General features: G+C 69.1%; 13 protein-coding genes and 1 pseudogene. 8 read left to right on the forward strand and 6 right to left on the reverse strand.

The features are described 5' to 3' along the window. Together E1161_RS15985 and E1161_RS15990 are read left to right on the forward strand one after the other, a co-directional pair. Positions 1-153, forward strand: a pseudogene (locus E1161_RS15985) (transposase); the annotation flags it as partial. 171 nt (positions 154-324) lie between these two features. Continuing rightward, positions 325-1,554 carry a PucR family transcriptional regulator gene (locus E1161_RS15990; protein ID WP_132624097.1) on the forward strand — a complete coding sequence of 410 codons (1,230 nt, stop codon included), beginning with the start codon at positions 325-327 and terminating at the stop codon, positions 1,552-1,554. A 2-nt stretch (positions 1,555-1,556) separates the two neighbouring features. Here the strand turns inward: E1161_RS15990 and E1161_RS15995 are convergent, their stop codons facing one another. Next, entirely contained in the window at positions 1,557-3,785 is a 2,229-nt protein-coding gene (locus tag E1161_RS15995; protein ID WP_235875065.1) for a GH92 family glycosyl hydrolase, read from the reverse strand. 438 nt (positions 3,786-4,223) lie between these two features. Between E1161_RS15995 and E1161_RS16000 the strand changes: the two genes are divergently transcribed. From E1161_RS16000 to E1161_RS16015, 4 genes are read left to right on the forward strand one after another with little or no spacing between them, the layout of a single operon-like run. Beyond that, positions 4,224-6,494 (forward strand): sensor histidine kinase, encoded by a 2,271-nt coding sequence (locus tag E1161_RS16000; RefSeq protein WP_165939818.1) that lies wholly within the window; start codon positions 4,224-4,226, stop codon positions 6,492-6,494. Positions 6,495-6,499: 5 nt separating this feature from the next. Next, positions 6,500-6,922, forward strand: coding sequence for a roadblock/LC7 domain-containing protein (locus tag E1161_RS16005; protein ID WP_132624099.1), 423 nt, complete (start codon positions 6,500-6,502; stop codon positions 6,920-6,922). Between the two features lie 3 nt (positions 6,923-6,925). Further along, positions 6,926-7,297, forward strand: coding sequence for a DUF742 domain-containing protein (locus E1161_RS16010; RefSeq protein ID WP_132624100.1), 372 nt, complete (start codon positions 6,926-6,928; stop codon positions 7,295-7,297). Then, positions 7,281-7,889, forward strand: a complete 609-nt coding sequence (locus tag E1161_RS16015; RefSeq protein ID WP_235875066.1) for a GTP-binding protein — start codon at positions 7,281-7,283, stop codon at positions 7,887-7,889. The genes E1161_RS16010 and E1161_RS16015 overlap by 17 nt, the downstream gene beginning before the upstream one ends. Before the next feature lie 278 nt (positions 7,890-8,167). On the opposite strand, the gene E1161_RS16020 is transcribed toward E1161_RS16015, so the two are convergent. Then, on the reverse strand, positions 8,168-9,607 hold the full coding sequence (locus E1161_RS16020; protein WP_328591267.1) for a flavin-containing monooxygenase: 1,440 nt from the start codon (positions 9,605-9,607) through the stop codon (positions 8,168-8,170). A 57-nt stretch (positions 9,608-9,664) separates the two neighbouring features. On the opposite strand from E1161_RS16020, the gene E1161_RS16025 reads away from it, so the two are divergent. Continuing rightward, positions 9,665-10,864, forward strand: a complete 1,200-nt coding sequence (locus E1161_RS16025; protein ID WP_235875079.1) for a tryptophan dimethylallyltransferase family protein — start codon at positions 9,665-9,667, stop codon at positions 10,862-10,864. A gap of 377 nt (positions 10,865-11,241) precedes the next feature. Continuing rightward, entirely contained in the window at positions 11,242-12,534 is a 1,293-nt protein-coding gene (locus tag E1161_RS16030; protein WP_132624102.1) for an aspartate aminotransferase family protein, read from the forward strand. A gap of 101 nt (positions 12,535-12,635) precedes the next feature. Here the strand turns inward: E1161_RS16030 and arfA are convergent, their stop codons facing one another. The 4 genes from arfA to E1161_RS16050 are packed head-to-tail and all read right to left on the reverse strand — an operon-like array spanning position 12,636 to position 17,178. Further along, positions 12,636-14,150, reverse strand: a complete 1,515-nt coding sequence (gene arfA / locus E1161_RS16035; protein WP_132624103.1) for an arabinosylfuranosidase ArfA — start codon at positions 14,148-14,150, stop codon at positions 12,636-12,638. A 15-nt stretch (positions 14,151-14,165) separates the two neighbouring features. Further along, positions 14,166-14,996, reverse strand: coding sequence for a carbohydrate ABC transporter permease (locus tag E1161_RS16040; protein WP_132624104.1), 831 nt, complete (start codon positions 14,994-14,996; stop codon positions 14,166-14,168). Continuing rightward, on the reverse strand, positions 14,993-15,871 hold the full coding sequence (locus E1161_RS16045) for a carbohydrate ABC transporter permease (protein WP_235875068.1): 879 nt from the start codon (positions 15,869-15,871) through the stop codon (positions 14,993-14,995). The genes E1161_RS16040 and E1161_RS16045 overlap by 4 nt, the downstream gene beginning before the upstream one ends. An 11-nt stretch (positions 15,872-15,882) precedes the next feature. After that, on the reverse strand, positions 15,883-17,178 hold the full coding sequence (locus E1161_RS16050) for an extracellular solute-binding protein (RefSeq protein WP_132624106.1): 1,296 nt from the start codon (positions 17,176-17,178) through the stop codon (positions 15,883-15,885). Positions 17,179-17,245 lie beyond the last annotated feature (67 nt).

The following is a 17,245-nucleotide window of genomic DNA, read 5'->3' on the forward strand; positions in this document are numbered from 1 at the left end:
CGCCTTCGAGGCCAGCATCTACAAGCGCCGCAACATTGTCGAACGCTGCTTCAACCAGCTCAAACAACACCGAGCTATCGCCACCCGCTACGACAAAACCGCCCAGTCCTACCAAGCCATGATCGACTAGCCACACTCCTCATCTGGCTTTGAGGACACCCCCTAGGAGCATGTGCGCAAGAGGCGGAGCCCAGTTCCAGGTGTGGGACTCAGCTGGCACCGCCGCAGGTCCTGCAACCCGCACCGCCAAGCGAAGCAACCCCCGGAGAGAGCTCTCCTCGCCGGCACTCCACAAGAGAGACCATCTGGGGCATAGTGCCTGCCGTGACTCGATCGTGGCCCTGTCCGTCCGCTCGGGTTCGGGAACTGATCCGGCTCGGCGCGGAAACGGCGCTCAAACCGTCCGAGCGCTGGGCGGAGGAGCTGCACGCCGCAGTGCTCGACGCCGACCGAACGCAGGCCATCGCGGCCGATCCCGTGCTGGCCGACGGGCTGCGGCAGACCAACGTCGACAACGTCGTGCACTGGGCCGCGGCCAACGTGCAGGACCCCGGCTGCCGCGTCCCACCGCACCTCGGCAGGCAGGCGCTCGACACCGCGCGGGACCTGGTCCGCCGCGGACTCGACGCCCACGCGCTCGACACCTACCGGGCAGGGCAGAACGTCGCTTGGCAGTACTGGATGGAGATCTGCTTCTCGCTGACCTCCGACCCCGACGAGCTGCGGGAACTGCTCGACGTCACGGCGCTGTCGATCTCGACCTACGTCAACGACACCATCGCCTGCATCAGCGAGCGGATGCAGGCGGAACTCGACACACTCATCCGCGGCACCAACGCCGATCGACGCGCCGCGGTCGCGCTCATCCTCGAAGGTTCCCCGATCAGCGCGCGCAGGGCCGAGCTCAAGCTCGGGTACGGCCTGACCGGGCCGCACACGGCCGCCGTGGTGTGGAGCACCGCCCACGTCGGGCTGGAGGAACTGGAGAGCGCGGCCGAGGAGCTGGTGGGCCTCACCGGTGCTCGCCGTCGGCTGACCGTGGTGGCCACCGCAGGAACGCTGTGGGTCTGGTTGCCGGTGGCGACCACCGTGGGCACCGATGAGCTGACCGAGCACCTCAGCTCGCGCCCGCACGTGCGCGTGTCGATCGGCAGGCCGGGGCGGGAGGTGGACGGCTTCCGCCGCAGCCACCTCGACGCGCTGACCGCGCAGCGGATGCTCGCCCGGCTCAGCTCCCGTCGTCAGGTGGCCCGCTACGAGGACGTCCAGCTGGTGGCCCTGATGACGGCCGACCCCGCCCACGCCGACGAGTTCGTCGCCGAAGCGCTCGGTGCGCTGCGCGACGCCGACCCCGAGGTGCGCCAGGTGGTGCGCACCTACATCCGCGAGCAGTGCAACGCCTCCCGCACCGCCGAACGCCTCTACACCCACCGCAACACCGTGCTGCGGCGGCTGGCGCGCGCCGACGAGCTGCTGCCTCGCCCGCTGGCCGAAGACGTGGTGGGAGTCGGCGCCGCGTTGGAAGTGCTGCGCTGGCGCGGCGCCGACGCATGACCTCAGCTTCCGACGTCGTAGGACGGGGGCGCGTCCTGCGGGGCGCTGCCCCAGGCGGGGTCGGGCCGGTCGCTGAGGGTGAAGTCGAGCGTGCCGCCCGCCGCGACGAAGTCCTCGCCCACCCACGGCTTGGTGCTGCCGGTGCCGTTGACCTCGAGGTTCCGGACGTACTTGGTGTTCTCGGAGGCCCCCGGCGCGTTGATGGTGATGCTCGTGCCGTTGCCGCGGTCGATGGTCACCGAGGAGAAGATCGGGCTGGCCAGCACCAGTTCCGACCTGCCCGGAACCTGCGGGTACATGCCGATCGAGGCCCACACCGACCACGACGACATCTGCCCGAGGTCGTCGTTGCCGACCTCACCGTCCGGTGTGGACTTGAACAGCGAGGTCAGCGCCCGCCGCACGACGTCCTGGGTCTTGTCCGGCCGACCCGCGTAGGCGTAGGCCCACGGGGTGTTCAGCGACGGCTCGTTGCCCAGGTAGGCGTAGGGCTTGTCGGGGCCGCCGTTGAGCTCGGTGAAGAACTCGTCCAACCGCGGCACCACCTGGTCGTCGCCACCCATCAGGTCGAACAGCGCCCGGTGGTTGAACGGCACCATCCAGGTGTACTGGGCGCCGTTGCCCTCGGTGTACTCCTCGGTCTGCACCGGGTCGAACGGCGGCCACGAACCGTCGGCGTTGCGCGGCTGGAGGTAGGAGTTGGCGGGGTTGAACAGGTTCTTGAACTTCTGCGCCTGGGCCAGGAAGTGGTCGTGCACGCCGGTCTCACCGAGTCGTGCGGCGAACTGCGACACGGCGAAGTCAGCGCTGTTGTACTCCAGCGTCGTGGCCGCCGATCCCCACACGCCCTGCACACCCGGCGGGATGTGGCCGAGCGAGTCGTACTCCTCGTGGCCGGGCCGCTCGGCGGTGTTGGTGGCGCCAGCTCGCATCTCCCGCAGCGCCGCCGCGGTGTCGAAGTCCGTTGCGCCGAAGGCATGGGCGCTCGCCACCATGATGGGCAGCGGGTCGCCGACCATCACCCCGGTGCCGCCGTTGGCAACCGTCCAGCGGTCGAAGTAGCCGCCCTGCGCGGACTGGTTCACCGCCGACTGCGCGATGTCGGAGGCGATGTCCGGTGCGATCAGCGCCACCAGCGGCAACTGCGAGCGGTAGACGTCCCACCCGGAGTAGTTGGCGTACTGGGCGTGCCCCTCGGCGGTGGCGTGCACCTGGCCGTCGAAACCCGCGTACTCGCCGTTGACGTCGCTGAAGACGTTCGGGTGCAGCAGGGAGTGGTAGAGCCCCGTGTAGAGCCGCCGCCGATCTTCGTCGCTGCCGCCACCGACGTCGATGCGCCTGAGCATGCCGTTCCAGGCCGCGCGCGAGCCGTCGCGGACCTCGTCGAAACCGCGGCCGCCCTGCTCGGATTCGGCGTTGGCCCTGGCGTTGTCCGCGCTGACGAACGAAATCCCGATCCGCGCGACGACGTGCGGGGACTGGGCGGTGTCGAACTTGACGAACGCCTGCCCGCCGTTGACCTCGCGGGAGGTGAAGTCGCGGTCGAACGTCGCGTGGAAGTGCACGCGGTAGGTGTTGTCGGCACCGCAGAACCCGCCACTGTCGCTGTAGCCGCTGATGCTGTTCGGCCCGATCCGCAGCGCTCCGCTCGCGTCGTTGAACGCCTTGGCCGCGTCCACCGACAACGCCGCCTGCTGCCCCTGCGGGTAGGTGAACCGGGCGATGCCGGAGCGCGGGGTGGCCGAGAGCTCGGTCCGCAGCCCGTTGTCGAAGGTGACGTCGTAGGAGCCGGGGGAGGCCGCCTCGTTGTCGTGCGAGAAGGAGTAGTCGGCCACCGGGGAGTCGCCGAGGACCGGCATGAACGGGACGTTGCCGAAGTCCCCGCACCCCGCCCCGGAGAGGTGGGTGAGGCTGAACCCGCGGATCCGGTTGTCGTCGTAGGCGTAGCCGCCGTGCTGGTAGGTCGCGGTGTCCGGGCTGAACTGCATCATCCCGAACGGCGCCACCGCGCCCGGGAAGGTGTTGCCCGCTCCGCCGCCGTGGCCGAAGTCAGGCCCGCCGGGCTTGGTCCCGACGAACGGGTTGACGTACTGGGCCGGATCGTCGATCCGGTCTCGAGCCTCGGCGGCGGGGGTGATGGCGAGCGCGGTCGCGGCGGCGACCGCGAGGGCCGCGAGCCGGCCGGGAACGTGGGAGCGTCGAACAATCTTGACGTCGTGCTGGCGTCGCAAGGAAGACCTCCCGATTGACAACGTTGTCTAGACCAGGATCTTCCCAACGTAGCGATCAGTCCGACGCCGTGCAACGTCGGGCGAAGATGACAACCGGACAAGCGAGGGTGAATGCGGGGGCGCGCGAATGACCGCCGCACTCCCGCCTTCTCCGTGCGGTGGTCGACAGGAGAACGTGACCGAGATCAAGCGCTGCTGCGCATTTCGGTTGGAGCGAAGACCTCTTCGGATCACTCATCAACCGCGGAAACCGTGCTGGTACTGTCCCGGCCGAGCGCGGATGATCACGGGATCGGGATTGCGGCGCGCCCGCTCGCATCGGTGACATCGCCCAATGCCGGGGGGCCCAGCGGAGCTCGTGCTCCGCGCGAATCCGCGCCGAGGCTGCCGGGGGCGGGCCTGTCTCGTGGAGAGCACAACCGAAGGAGCGCGGTCGACGTGAAGCCAACCAGGGACAGAACGCGCGAGCCGGACAGGACGAGTCTCCGGCGGCGGATCAGGAACATCCTGATCGCGATCGTCGCGCTGTTCTTCGTGGTGGTGTCCGCCGGTTTCGCGCCAGCGTTCGTCGACGCACTCATCGTCCGCGCGGTCGCCGTCACCGTGCAGGACACCTCGATCCCGGCGGTGCGGACCTTCGCCGCCGTGCAGTCCGAACGCCAGCTGGTCGCCCGCACCTTCGACGGGGAATCCGCCCCCGACGCCCTCGGTCGGCGATACGCCGCCACCGACCAGGCCATCGCCGAACTCTCCGGCAAGCTCACCGAGCTGTCCGAGAGCTCCGCGACGCCACCGGACCTCAAGGCCAAGGTCGACGATGTCAACACGTTGATCGGGCGGCTGCCGGAATCCCGTCCCGGCTTCCCGCTGGACCCGGCCCGCAAGCGCGAAACCCTCGAGCACTACAACGAGGTCCTCGACGCCGGTGCCGACCTGTTCGACGGACAGGCCCGCGCCGTCGAGGACGCCAAGGCCGGGCAGGCCGGGATCACCGCCACCGAGTTCTTCCGCGCCGGTGACCAGATGGCGCAGACCGCGCTGCTGGCGTCCCGGGGCGTGGTCACCCGGCTGCAGCCCGACGAGCAGGTCAACGTCGCGGTCTTGGTCGGTTCCTACCACGACCAGCTCGAGGAGCAGATCGCCAACGCATCGCCGCTGGTCAAGCAGCGCTACGAGGAGCTCACCCGCTCCCAGAGCTGGAAGCAGCTGCAGGCCGTCGAGCAGCAGCTGATCGCGCACGGCCAGGTGCACGGTGTGACGACCCAGCAGTGGCACCAGATCAGCGACCAGGTCGGCGGGCAGCTCACCGAGATCGCCGTCGAGCAGGCCCGCTACGGCGCGGAACTCGGCCTGAACAACGGCAGCGCCGCGCTGCTGCGCACCGCCCTGTTCGCCGGCCTCGCGCTCATCGCCACCGCCGGTGCCGCCCTGCTGATGTGGTGGTTCGCCGGACGTCACCTGGTCGCTCTGGTGCCGCAGCGACTGGTCGAACTGCGCGACACCGTGCGCAAGATCGCCGACGAGGACGTCCCGGAGCTGTTCCGCAGGGTGGAGCGCGGCGAGGACGTCGACGCCTCCGCGTCGCTGCGCTCGCTGGACTTCGGCAAGGACGAGATCGGCGAGGTGGCGGACGCCTTCGCCGGTGCCTACCAGGTCGCCGTGCAGGAGCGCATCAAGCAGAAGCAGACGAGCGACGCGTTCACCCGCGTCGTGGTCGGCATGGCCGCGCGAGTCCAGCAGATCGTGCAGAGCGCCATGCAGATCGTCGACACCGAAGAGCGCGAAGCGGGCGAGGCCGCCCCCCGGTACCGCGCGCTGCTGGTCCTCGACAGCCTCCTGCTGCGGGCCCGCCGGCTGGCGGAGAACCTGCGGCTGCTGTCGGGCAACCGGCTCGCCCGCTACCACCGCGGTCCGACGCCCATGGAGGTCATCCTCGAATCCGCGCGAGCCGAGATCGAGCACTACGGCCGCATCCACACCCGCAAGCCGGGAGCGGTGGCCGTCGACGGTCAGGCCGCGCCGTACCTGATCCGCGCGCTCGCCGAGCTGATGGACAACGCCGCCAACTACAGCTCCCCGCAGAGCAAGGCCCGGGTCTGGACCGAGGAGCGCAGCGGATCGCTGGTGGTCATCGTCGAGGACCGCGGTCTGGGCATGCCGGCCGAGAAGCTCGGCGAGGCCAACACGATCCTGGGCACCGAGGCCGACTTCGCGCTCGGCAGCGTGCAGCGGCACATGCAGCTCGGCCTGCCGGTGGTCTCCCGGATCACCCAGCAGTGGAACATCGAGGTCACCTTGGCCGCGGGAGAATCCGGCGGGATCAGGGCCGAGGTGTCCATCCCGTCCGAGCTGCTGCGCGAAGCCGAAATCGAAAGGGCCGCTCCGGTGGGCGTTTCCGGCGCGCGCGGTAGGCTCAGCGGCGCGACCGCGCTGCTGGCCGACCCCGTCGAGACCCGCGCCCAGTCGCGACCGGAACCGCCGAGGCCGCGTGCCGAGCCGGTCGAGCAGGAGCCGCTGGAGACCTCTTCGGTGGGCCTCCCGGTGCGGCGCAGGGGAGCCTCAGCGGTCGGCCGGGCCCTCGACGAGGAGAAGAAGGCCCAGGCCGGTGCCGCCGACGAGAGCACCGGAACCCGCCGCAGCGCGGGCGGTGGGGCCATGGGCTTCGTGTCCGGACGCCAGAACCACAGCAGCGACACAGGTGAGGGGTGAACACAATGAGCGATGGCCGGGATGACTTGAGCTGGGTGCTGACCGACTTCGCACAGCGCGTCGCGGACGTGGACTGCGTCGTGCTGTGGTCGTCGGACGGATTCCCACGCCTGGCCTCCGAAGGTGTGTCCAAGGAGCAGGCTGAAGACCTCGCCGCGATGTCGGCGTCGGCGTTCAGCTCGTCGAAGCGGGTCAGCGTGATCGGTGGGGGCGGTGATCCGAGCAAGACGGTCATCGAGGGCGCGAACCGGTTCGTGATCTTGGCCTTGGCCGCGGAGCGCACCGGGATCACCGTGGTCGTCGACACCCCCGCCGACCCGCTGATCGTCAACGTCGAGCTGGACCGGTTGCTCGCTCAGGTCGGCGAGCACCTGGTGACCGAGGGTCGCGGTGGCTCCGCGGGCCCGCTGACCGGGATGAGGCCGTAACCCATGCCCGATCAGCACGTCCACGCGGAGGACCCCGTCGCGGGTGTCCGGCCCTTCATCGTGGCCGGCGCCCCGGAGAAGTCCGACCTGGACCTGGACCTGGCGACCCAGGTGGTCGCCAAGCCCGGTGGTGAGGGGCACCTAGACCTGTCGATGAGCGACAGCGCCGCGTTGGAGCTGGCGAGGAACCCCGTCGCGATAGCGGAGGTGGCGGGGAGCCTGGGCACCCCCGTCCTGACCGCCCGCGCCCTCGTGGGTGCGCTGCTCCGCCGCGGAGTCCTCGTCCTCGACGGTGAGAGCACCCCGGAAGAAACCGTTTCCGATGCAACACTGGAATACCTACAGGGGGTTCTGGACAGTGTTAAACAGCTTTGAGCGGCCGCCGGTCAAGCTCGTCATCGCCGGTGGATACGGTTGCGGGAAGACGACCCTGATCAAGAGCGTGGCGGACCCGGACCGGTACGTCCGGCTCACCGACGAGCCGATCACCGACGCGAGCGCCTCGGTGGACGCGCTCACCGGTGTTCCGGAGAAGACGACCACGACGGTCAGCATCGACTTCGGCCGGATCAACCTCAGCAACGGCACGCCGCTGTTCCTGTTCGGAATGCCCGGCCAGTCCCGGTTCTGGTCGGTGTGGGATGACCACACCCACGGCGCGTTCGGCGCTGTGGTCGTGGCCGACACCCGCCGGCTGGACGACTGCTTCTCCAGCTTGGACTTCTACGAGGACCGCAACATCCCGTACCTGGTCGCGGTCAACGAGTTCGACGGCACGAAGCGCTACCAGCCCGAGGACGTCGCCAACGCGCTGCAGATCGACACCGCCAAGGTCCCGGTGATCAACTTCGACGCGCGCCAGCGCACCGACGTCAAGGACGTCCTGGCCCGGCTGCTGGAGCACGTCATCGAAACTGCCGCTGGAGCGGCAACTTCGGCGCGTGCGAGGAGCAGATCCGGCGTGTGAGTGCCTGGCGCCTTCAGATCGGGGAGCTGTCCTTGGAGGTGTGGCGAGGACCAGGTAGGGCGGGCCGACGAGTTTCGCTCTCACCTGACTGTGGTGCAGCGGCGGCAGGAGCTGCTGCGAACCTTCGGTGCGTCCGGGAAGCGGTGTCACATCCCTCCTCACGTTGTCGACCGGGGAGAAGGCCACCAGCCCGCACCTCCTCGCGTGGTGCGACCTGCGGAGGAGCAGGAAAATCCATCGAGCGTCGGCGGAGTGCTCGCGACCGGGGTGGATACCAGTCAAGAGGCTGATGACCACTCAGCAGACCGTCGGCGCAGGTCAGTGAGTCCGTTGTGCGGATGAGCGTCAGCCGCCGGGCGGTGAGCGCCCCGGCGGCGCTCCCGCTTGAGCCCCCGGACGTAGCTGCCGACGTCGACGTTGAGGGCGTCCTCGGGGCGCTGCGCGCCGTAGCGCCTGGCGATCCGGTCGAGGTGGCCGTGCACTTCCGCGGCCATCTCGTCGCGGCCGGGGAGCCTGGCCTGGCCGGTGATGAGGTCGCTGATCCACTCCGCCTGCAGCTCGGCGAGCCGGGTCAGCGCCCCCACCGGGCGCAGGAATCCCGCGAAGTAGAGCCCGTCGTGGCCCAGCGGCACGATCCGCTGGAACAGCGAGAGCCGGCCGTCGCCGTCGAAGGCGACGTCGTCGGGGAGCGGCAGTGACATGTCGTAGCCGGTGCAGAGGATGACCGCGTCGGCGTCTTCGGCGCTGCCGTCGTTGAAGACGACCTGGTCGGAGGTGAACTCCCGGATGCCGGGCTTGATGGCGATCTCGCCGTGCGAGAGCCGGCTGAGGAGTTCGTCGGAAATGGTGATCGGCGCGTCCATCACCCGGTGATCCGGCTCCGGCAGGCCGTAGTCGGCGATGCGCCCGCGCGAGAGGTGCAGCAGCACCTCGATGAGCTTGCGCTGCACCCGGAACGGCAGGAACGACCACCAGCGGCTCGCGGCGATCTCGTCGATCGGCAGCCCCATCAGGGTTTTCGGCACCACGTGCGCGCCCCGGCGGATCGACAGGACCGTGCGGGCCGCGACGCGGGAGAGCTCGACGGCGATGTCGCAGGCCGAGTTCCCGAAGCCCACGACCGTGACCTCCTTGCCGCGGAACGGTTCGGGGTCGGTGTAGTCGGCGGAATGCAGTCGCCTGCCCCGGAACACCTCCGAACCGGTGATCGCCGGGTCGGGAAGTCGTGGCGCGGAGTGATGACCCGAGGCCATCACGACCTCGCGGAAGTGCCGCGTCCGCGTGTTCCCCCCGCTGCGGCTGGTGACCATCCACCCGCCGCCGGGTGACGGTTCCACCTGGTGGACCTGGGTGCCGAACTCGATGCGGCCGGTCAGGTCGTGCGCATCGGCGAAGCGCTCCAGGTAGGAGGCGACCTGGTCGTGGCGCGGGTAGCGCGGGAAGTCATCGGGCACGGGGAACCCGGTGAACCCGGTAACCTTGCTGGAGGTGTTGAGGTGCAGGGAGCCGTAGGCCGGGTGTGAGCTCTGCGAACTGGCAGGGCCGAAGTTCCACACCCCGCCCACGGCGTCATCGCGTTCCAGGCCGACGAAGTCGATCCCGCGGCGACGGAGCGAACTCATCATCGCCAATCCGGATATGCCGGCTCCGATCACGCACACATCACGGGTTCCAACCTGGGGAGATGTCATGTTCTCGCGACCGTCCACAATGCTCATCGAACCCTCTCCGCGTGGAGACCATTCCCATTTCGTCGTCTGGATGAGATCGTGTTGATGTTGCTGACAGGCGCCGTGCCGCGATCAAGAGTAACCGCGATGCGGAAGGTCGGGGTAGTGCCTAGTTCACGAGCGGGATCGTCGTCCGTTCGCCGGTGGGGAGTCTTCCCCACGCACGGCGTGTCATTCACACAGTTCCTGACCAGCCAGTACCGAACCGTTGCCGAACACCTCGGGTTCTCGCAATCCGAAGTGGAGACCCTCGTCACAGAACTCAGCGTTGCCCTGAACCCCTGGGGTGATCACCCGATCAGCTCTTGTCCGGAGGTTCCCTCTTTTGTTTCGGCGGACGGTTTTCCGGCCGAGATGTCCATCAGCTGGCGAGCCCGGCGACCCGAACTCCGGATCCTCTTCGAATCCCTCGGAGAAGAGCCGACACCTGCGGGTTGCCAGCGCGCCGGACGCGCGCTCACCGAGCGGTTGGCCGATCTGCCGGGCGTGGACCTCAGGCGCTACCACCGTGTGGAAGACCTCTTCGTCAGCGATGATCCGCGGGTGAACCGTCCCACCATCTGGCATTCGCTGGCATGGCGCCCGGGTGAATCCACGCGGTACAAGGCGTACTTCAACCCGCAGTCGGAGAGCACGGATCCGGTCGACGTCCTGAACACGATGACCGAGGCGATGGGACGACTTGAATTGGAGCGCCCGTGGAGTTCGGTCCGAATGTGGATGCCGGAGATGATGGACCGGGGAAATGAGGTTGAATTCGCGGCTCTCGATTTGACCGATTCGGATGATGCGCGGGTGAAGGTCTATTTCCGGATCACCAGTCGCGCGTGGGAAGACCTGAATTCGGTGGCCGCTCTCGCAGCCGGACACGATTCCGGGCGAGCGTCCCGGGTGTGGCGTTCGCTGTATCACGGTCAGGACAAGGCCGAGGGTGAGGAACCGATGGTCTGCCTCGCTCTTCGCCGCGGTTCGGCGCAGCCGGAGGAAGCCAACCTGTACCTCCGGTTGCCGGAGAACGCGGTGTCCGATGAGGACGCGGCTGAACGCACTGCCGTCCTCATGAGACAGGAAGGCCTCGACCCGCGGCCCTACCTGTCGATGATCAACGCTCTCGCGCCCCAGCACCCGTCGACCATGACCGGCCTCCAGGACCTCCTGGCGTTCCGCACGACGTCCCCGGACGAGGCCGCCGACATCGGCATGTACTTGCGCTTCTCCGTCTACGACCGACCCGTCGATTCCTGATCCCGACGAGGAGGTGGTGGCGCTCCCACCGGGAACCGCCACCACCCTCCGCGGGGGCTCCCGTTCACGGGTGTGGAAATCTCGACTTCCTCACTGGCCGGAGACCGCTGATCCTAAAGCGACCGACCCACGGGTGTCCGTGCTCGTCGGGTCGTTCGGTGGTTCCTGCTCCACCGCGCTGTGCTCGAACGGGTGGGTCGAAGCTGGTCGGCGGTCCCAGAGGTGTCTTCCCCAGCCGGATCATGCGCGACGATCGCCCCGAGCTGGAACGGCACCACTGGCAGGAGAACCGCTCAACCGCGGCGAGTTCCGCCGTGCGGGCTTCACCGCACCCTGGAGGACGGAGCATGGCACAGCATCGTTGGTAGCTTCGGGGCATGGACGACCTCGCCACACGTGATCTGATCCGCTACGCCGGGCACGGTGCTTTCAGCCCCGGGATCATCGAGCGCGCCGAGGGCGCCTCGGTCTTCACCGAGGACGGGCGCGAGGTGCTCGACTTCACCTCCGGGCAGATGAGCGCGATCCTCGGCCACTCCCACCCGGAGATCGTCAGCACCGTCCGGGAGCAGGCCGCCAAGCTCGACCACCTCTACAGCGGGATGCTCAGCCGCCCGGTCATCGACCTGGCCCGGCGCCTCGCCGAGACCCTGCCGGAACCGCTGGAGAAGGCCATGTTCCTGAGCACCGGCGCGGAGTCCAACGAGGCCGCGCTGCGGATGGCCAAGCTGGTCACCGGCAAGCACGAGATCGTCTCCTTCGCCCGCTCCTGGCACGGCATGACCCTTGCCGCTGCCAACGCCACCTACAGCGCCGGCCGCGTCGGCTACGGTCCGGCGGCTCCGGGCAACTTCGCGCTGCCCGTTCCCGACTCCTCCCACCCCGACATCGTCGACGCGGACGGCGACCTCGACTGGCGGCGTCAGCTGGACCTCGGTTTCGACCTGATCGACGCGCAGTCGGTCGGCAGCCTCGCGGCCTGCATCGTCGAGCCCATCCTGAGCTCCGGCGGCGTCATCGACCTGCCGCTCGGCTACCTGGCCGCGCTGCGGGACAAGTGCCGCGAACGCGGGATGCTGCTGATCCTCGACGAGGCGCAGACCGGCCTGTGCCGCACCGGCTCCTGGTACGCCTTCGAGCGCGATGGTGTCGTCCCGGACATCCTGACCCTGTCCAAGACCCTCGGGGCGGGATTGCCGCTGGCTGCGGTGCTCACCAGCGCTGAGATCGAACAGCAGGCCCACGACCGCGGCTTCCTGTTCTTCACCACCCACGTCAACGACCCGCTCCCGGCCGCCGTCGGCAACACCGTCCTGGACGTGCTCACCCGCGACCGCCTCGACCTGCGTGCCCGCGAGCTGGGGGAGCGGCTGGCCGGTGGTCTGCACGAGCTTGCAGGGAAGCACCCGGTGATCGGCGACGTCCGGGGCCGGGGGCTGCTCGTCGGCCTGGAGCTGAGCGCCGGGCCGACCGGGGGAGACGTCGACGAGTTCGGCGCCGCCGTCACCCGTCGCTGCACCGAACTCGGGCTGCACATGAACATCGTCCAGCTGCCCGGCATGGGCGGCACGTTCCGCATCGCACCACCGCTCACCGCGACCGAAGCCGAGATCGACCGCGGCCTGTCGATCCTCGACGACGCCATCACCGACGTGATCAGGCAGCACTAGCGGCGGATCTTCCCGCGAACGCGAAGGGCGGCGGCCGTCGCCCTTCGCGCCGGTCGATGCGCAAGGCCTGCTCGTCCCGGTCGAAGCGGGAAAGGCCCGTCTCAGCGCCGCAGCCGGAGGACGTTCCAGGACAGCGGTGGCAGGGTCGCGGTGAGCGCGCCGCCCTCCACCACGGCACCGTCGAGCGTCCGGGGCCGCACCCGATCGGGCTCGGCGGCGGTGTTGCGGGCGTGGCGGTCGGGATCGGCGAGGACCCGGTGCTCCAGGACCCGCGTGCTGCCCGCCCCGCGGACGTCGGCGACCAGCTCCAGCGGCAGGTCGGTAGAGCGGTTGACCGCGAACACCACGACGGTGTCCTCGTCCTCCTGCACCGCCGTGGCGTGCAGCAGGTCGACCTCGCCGTACTGGGCGGTGTCGTGCCTGGTCGAGCGCGGCTCGACGCGCAGCACGCGGCCACGTCCGTGCCGGGCTGCGTCGGCGAACGGGAAGAACGTCGTCTGCCGCCACGCCGACCCACCAGGCTCGGTCATGATCGGCGCGATCACGTTGACCAGTTGGGCCAGGCACGCCGCCGTGACCCGGTCGCAGTGCCGCAGCAAGGTCACCAGCAGGCTGCCCACCACGACCGCGTCGGTGAGCGTGTAGTTGTCCTCCAGCAGCCGCGGCGCCACCTCCCACTCCGGCTCGGTGGCGGGATCGCGCAGGCCCCGGTACCAGACGTTCCACTCGTCGAAGGAGAGCTCCAGCCGCTTGGTGCTGCGCACCTTCGCGCGCACGTGGTCGCAGGTGGCCACCACCGAGTCGATGAAGTGCTCCATGTCCTGCGCTGAGGCGAGGAAGCTGTCGACGTCACCGCCGGACTCCTCGTAGTAGGCGTGGCAGGAGATGTGGTCGACGTGCTCGTAGGTGTGCTCCAGCACGGTGCTCTCCCACGCGGCGAACGTCGGCATGGCCGAGTTCGAGCTGCCGCAGGCCACGAGCTCCACCCCGGGGTCGACCATGCGCATCACCCGTGCCGTCTCGGCGGCGATCCGGCCGTACTCCTCGGCGGACTTGTGCCCCATCTGCCACGGGCCGTCGAGCTCGTTGCCCAGGCACCAGAAGCCGATCCGGTGCGGCTCGTCGTGACCGTGCGAGCGCCGCAGGTCCGACCACGCGGTGCCGCCAGGGTGGTTGCAGTACTCCAACAACTCGCGGGCCTCCTGCGGCCCGCGCGTGCCCAGGTTCAGCGCCATCATCGGTTCCACCCCGGCGACCTCGACGAAGCGCATGAACTCGTTGAGCCCGAACTCGTTGGTCTCCACCGAACACCACGCCGGATCCAGCCTCCTCGGCCGCTCGGCCAGCGGACCGACGCCGTCCTCCCACCGGTAGCCGGACACGAAGTTGCCGCCCGGGTAGCGGACCAGCGTCACACCGAGCTCGCGCACGAGGTCCAGCACGTCCTGCCGCAACCCGTCCTCTCGCGCCGCCGGATGCCCCGGTTCGTGGATACCGGTGTGGACGCACCGGCCCAAGTGCTCGACGAACGAGCCGAACAAGCGCGGGTTCACCTCGCCGACCGCGAAGGCCGGGTCGATCGTCAGGCTCGCACGCGCGCTCTCGCCGTGGGTCATGTTCAGGTCCCCTCCTTATCGTCCCGCCAAACCGGTGTGCGCGACGCCGCGCACGATGTGGCGCTGGAACAGCACGAAGAGCAGCAACAACGGCAACCCGGCGATGACCACGGTCGCCATCACCTCGGCGTAGCGGACGCCGTAGCTGCCCTGGACCGTCGCCAACCCGACCGGCAGGGTCATCGAACCCGGGTCGGCGGTGACGATGAACGGCCACAGGAAGTTGTTCCACGTCGTGATGAACGTGAAGATCGCGACGGCCGCCAACACCGGGCGGGACAGCGGCATGACGATGCGCCAGTAGATCCGCCAGCGGCTCGCGCCGTCGACGATCGCCGCCTCTTCCAGCTCGCGCGGAACGCCGTCGAAGAACACCTTGAGGATGTAGACCATCGCGGGAAGCGCCACTTGGGGGAGGATGACACCCCACGGCGTGTCCACCATGCCGAGGAACACCATCTCGTGGAACAGCGGGACGATCAGCACCTCGGTGGGCACCAGCACTCCCGCGACGACGAACCCGAAGAGCGCCTTGCGACCGCGGAAATCCGTTCGGGAGAACCCGTAGGCGGCCATGCTGGAGAGCAGCACGACCAGCACCGTCACCATGCCGGCGGTGAGGACGCTGTTGAACAACCAGATCCAGATGTCGTCCGTCGCCAGCACGCTGCGGTAGGCCTCGAGCGTGAACTCGCTGGGCAGCCAGCGCAGCGGTACCTCGGTCGTCTCGGACTCCGGCTTCAGCGACGTCAGCAGCGTCCACGCGAACGGCAGCGACCACAGCGCCGCCAGCGCCACAGTCACGACGCCCAGAACAGCCGTGCCCCAGCGGAATCGCGCGGTCATGGTCGGTCTCCTCCCGCCCGGCGGCGTTGGATGCTGAAGTGCGCGAGCGTGAACAGCAGGATCGCCGCGAAGAACACGTAGGACACCGCCGAGGCGTATCCCGTGCGGTAGTTGGTGAACCCGGACTCGTAGACGTATTGCAGGACCGGTCTCGTGCTGTGCTGCGGACCGCCGTTGGTGATCAGGTAGAACTGGTCGAAGACCTTCAGCGAGGCCAAGACCTGCAACACGGCGATCAGTCCGGTGGTCGGCCGCAGCAGCGGCAGCGTGATGTGCCAGAGCTGGCGCCACCCGCCCGCGCCGTCCAGCGACGACGCCTCGTAGAGGTCGTGCGGGATCGCTTGCAGCGCGGCCAGGTACAGCAGGAAGTTGAAGCCGACGGTCCACCACACCGTCGCCACGACCACGCCGAGCATCGCCGCGACCGGGTGCGAGAGCCACCCCACCGGCCCGATCCCGAGCCAGGACAGCAGTGAGTCGGCCAGCCCGAACTCGGGCTGGTACATCCACACGAAGATGAGCGCGATCGCCGAGGACGGCAGCACGTAGGGCGCGAAGAACGCCAGCCGCCACAACCAGCGCGCCGGGGCGAGGTGGTGGGTGAGCAGCGCCATCACCAGCCCGACCAGGATCAGCGGGGGAGTGCTGGCGGCGGTGAAACCGACGGTGACGCCGAAGGACCGCCACATCGCCGGATCGGTGAGCGCCTCGGCGTAGTTCGCCAGCCCCACGAATTCGGTGCTCGCACCGGTCAACCCGGCGTCGGTGAGGCTCGCGACCAGCCCCATTCCCAGTGGAAGCACCAAGAACAGCAGATAAGCGGCCAGGAACGGCGTCACGAACGCGAAACCCGAGCCGGCTCTGCGCGTGGACATGCTGCCTCCGATCATGCCGTGGGATTGGGCGTGGCGAGCAGGTCCTCGATGACGTACCGGATCTGGGCCACCGCCCGGTCGATCCGCAGCCGGCCGTCCATCGCCGGTCCCAGCACGGCGTTGAGCTCCGTCCACAGCCGCGAGCCCGAACCGGCGAACCACACGTCGGGGTCGAGCTGGACGTCGTCGATCACCGAGCGGTACTCGGACTGCGGCTGCATCCGCGCGTAGGCCTCGCCGTTGGTCACCGGCAGGTACGCCGGGATGTGCCCGCCCTCCGCCCACCTCGTGCTGTCGCGCAGCAGGGTGGTGATGAAGTCGTAGACGAGCAGGTGGTCGCGGTCGGTCCGGTCCCGGTGCGGCAGCACGAAGGCGTGCGAATCGGCCTCGGCGAGCGGTGGGCCGAAGATGCCGGGGAAGCGGGTCATGCCGAAGTTCATCTCCGCTGTGAGGAAGGTCTGCACCTCCCACTCGCCGAACCAGAAGAAGCCCGCCCGGTCGCTGCTGAACAGCGCGATCGCCCCATCGGCGTCCATCTCACCTGCGGCCAGGCCCTCCTCGTGCAGACCCTGGACGAACCCGAGCACGTCTGCGACCTTGCGCTCGTCCAGCGCCGAGCGGGTGCCGTCCGGGGTGAACAGCTCACCGCCTGCCTGCCGGTACAGGCTCCAGAACAGCCGCCACGGGCCCACGCCGTCCCCGGTGGTCTCCAGCAGCAGCCCGGTGGAGCCGGTCACGCCCTTGACCGCGCGCAGCGCTTCCCGGACCTCGTCGCGGCCGGTGAGGGTCGGCAAGCGGCCGTGCTCGTCGAGCAGCCCGGCCGCTCCGCAGACGTCGGTGTTGTAGTACTGGACGAACGGGTGGGTGTCCAGCGGGATCGCGAAGAGCCTGCCGTTGTGCATCGACCGCCTCCACAGGCCCGGCGGGAAGTGCTCGGGCCCGATCCCGGACTGCCGCAGCAGGTCCGGGCGCATCTCGTCGATGAGCCCGCCCGGTGCGAACGCGGGTAGCCGCCCGAGGTGCAGGATGGCGATGTCGGGTGCGCGTTCGGCGGCGCCGGCCATCGCGAGCTTGGTGTAGTAGCGGTCTCCCCACTCCAGCGTCACGTCCTCCAGCACGACACCTGGATGCGTGGCGCGGTAGCCGTCGAGCATCGTCTTCATCGTCTCGCCGTCACCGCCGCTGAAGAGGTTCCAGTACCGCAGCGAGTCACCGCCCCGCGCGAAACCGCACCCGCCCGCCAACCCCGCGCAGCCCAGAGCAGTTGCGCTGAGCAGGGTTCTGCGGCTCACACCACGTCCGCTCACCAATCCCACCTCCGTGACACCGTTGTCCGGACCTCCGACGTGCGGTTCCCACCTCGTTCGAGGGAGC

The sequence above is a fragment of the Saccharopolyspora aridisoli genome, from assembly GCF_004348445.1.
Taxonomy (GTDB): Bacteria; Actinomycetota; Actinomycetes; order Mycobacteriales; family Pseudonocardiaceae; genus Saccharopolyspora; species Saccharopolyspora aridisoli.

What these genes read in the sequence shown, in the direction of transcription:
- E1161_RS16005 (WP_132624099.1), top strand. Translation starts at nt 6,500, where the DNA reads ATGAGCGATGGCCGGGATGACTTGAGCTGGGTGCTGACCGACTTCGCA.
- E1161_RS16010 (WP_132624100.1), top strand. Translation starts at nt 6,926, where the DNA reads ATGCCCGATCAGCACGTCCACGCGGAGGACCCCGTCGCGGGTGTCCGG.
- E1161_RS16020 (WP_328591267.1), bottom strand. Translation starts at nt 9,607, where the DNA reads ATGAGCATTGTGGACGGTCGCGAGAACATGACATCTCCCCAGGTTGGA.
- E1161_RS16025 (WP_235875079.1), top strand. Translation starts at nt 9,665, where the DNA reads ATGTTGCTGACAGGCGCCGTGCCGCGATCAAGAGTAACCGCGATGCGG.
- E1161_RS16030 (WP_132624102.1), top strand. Translation starts at nt 11,242, where the DNA reads ATGGACGACCTCGCCACACGTGATCTGATCCGCTACGCCGGGCACGGT.
- arfA (WP_132624103.1), bottom strand. Translation starts at nt 14,150, where the DNA reads ATGACCCACGGCGAGAGCGCGCGTGCGAGCCTGACGATCGACCCGGCC.
- E1161_RS16040 (WP_132624104.1), bottom strand. Translation starts at nt 14,996, where the DNA reads ATGACCGCGCGATTCCGCTGGGGCACGGCTGTTCTGGGCGTCGTGACT.
- E1161_RS16045 (WP_235875068.1), bottom strand. Translation starts at nt 15,871, where the DNA reads ATGTCCACGCGCAGAGCCGGCTCGGGTTTCGCGTTCGTGACGCCGTTC.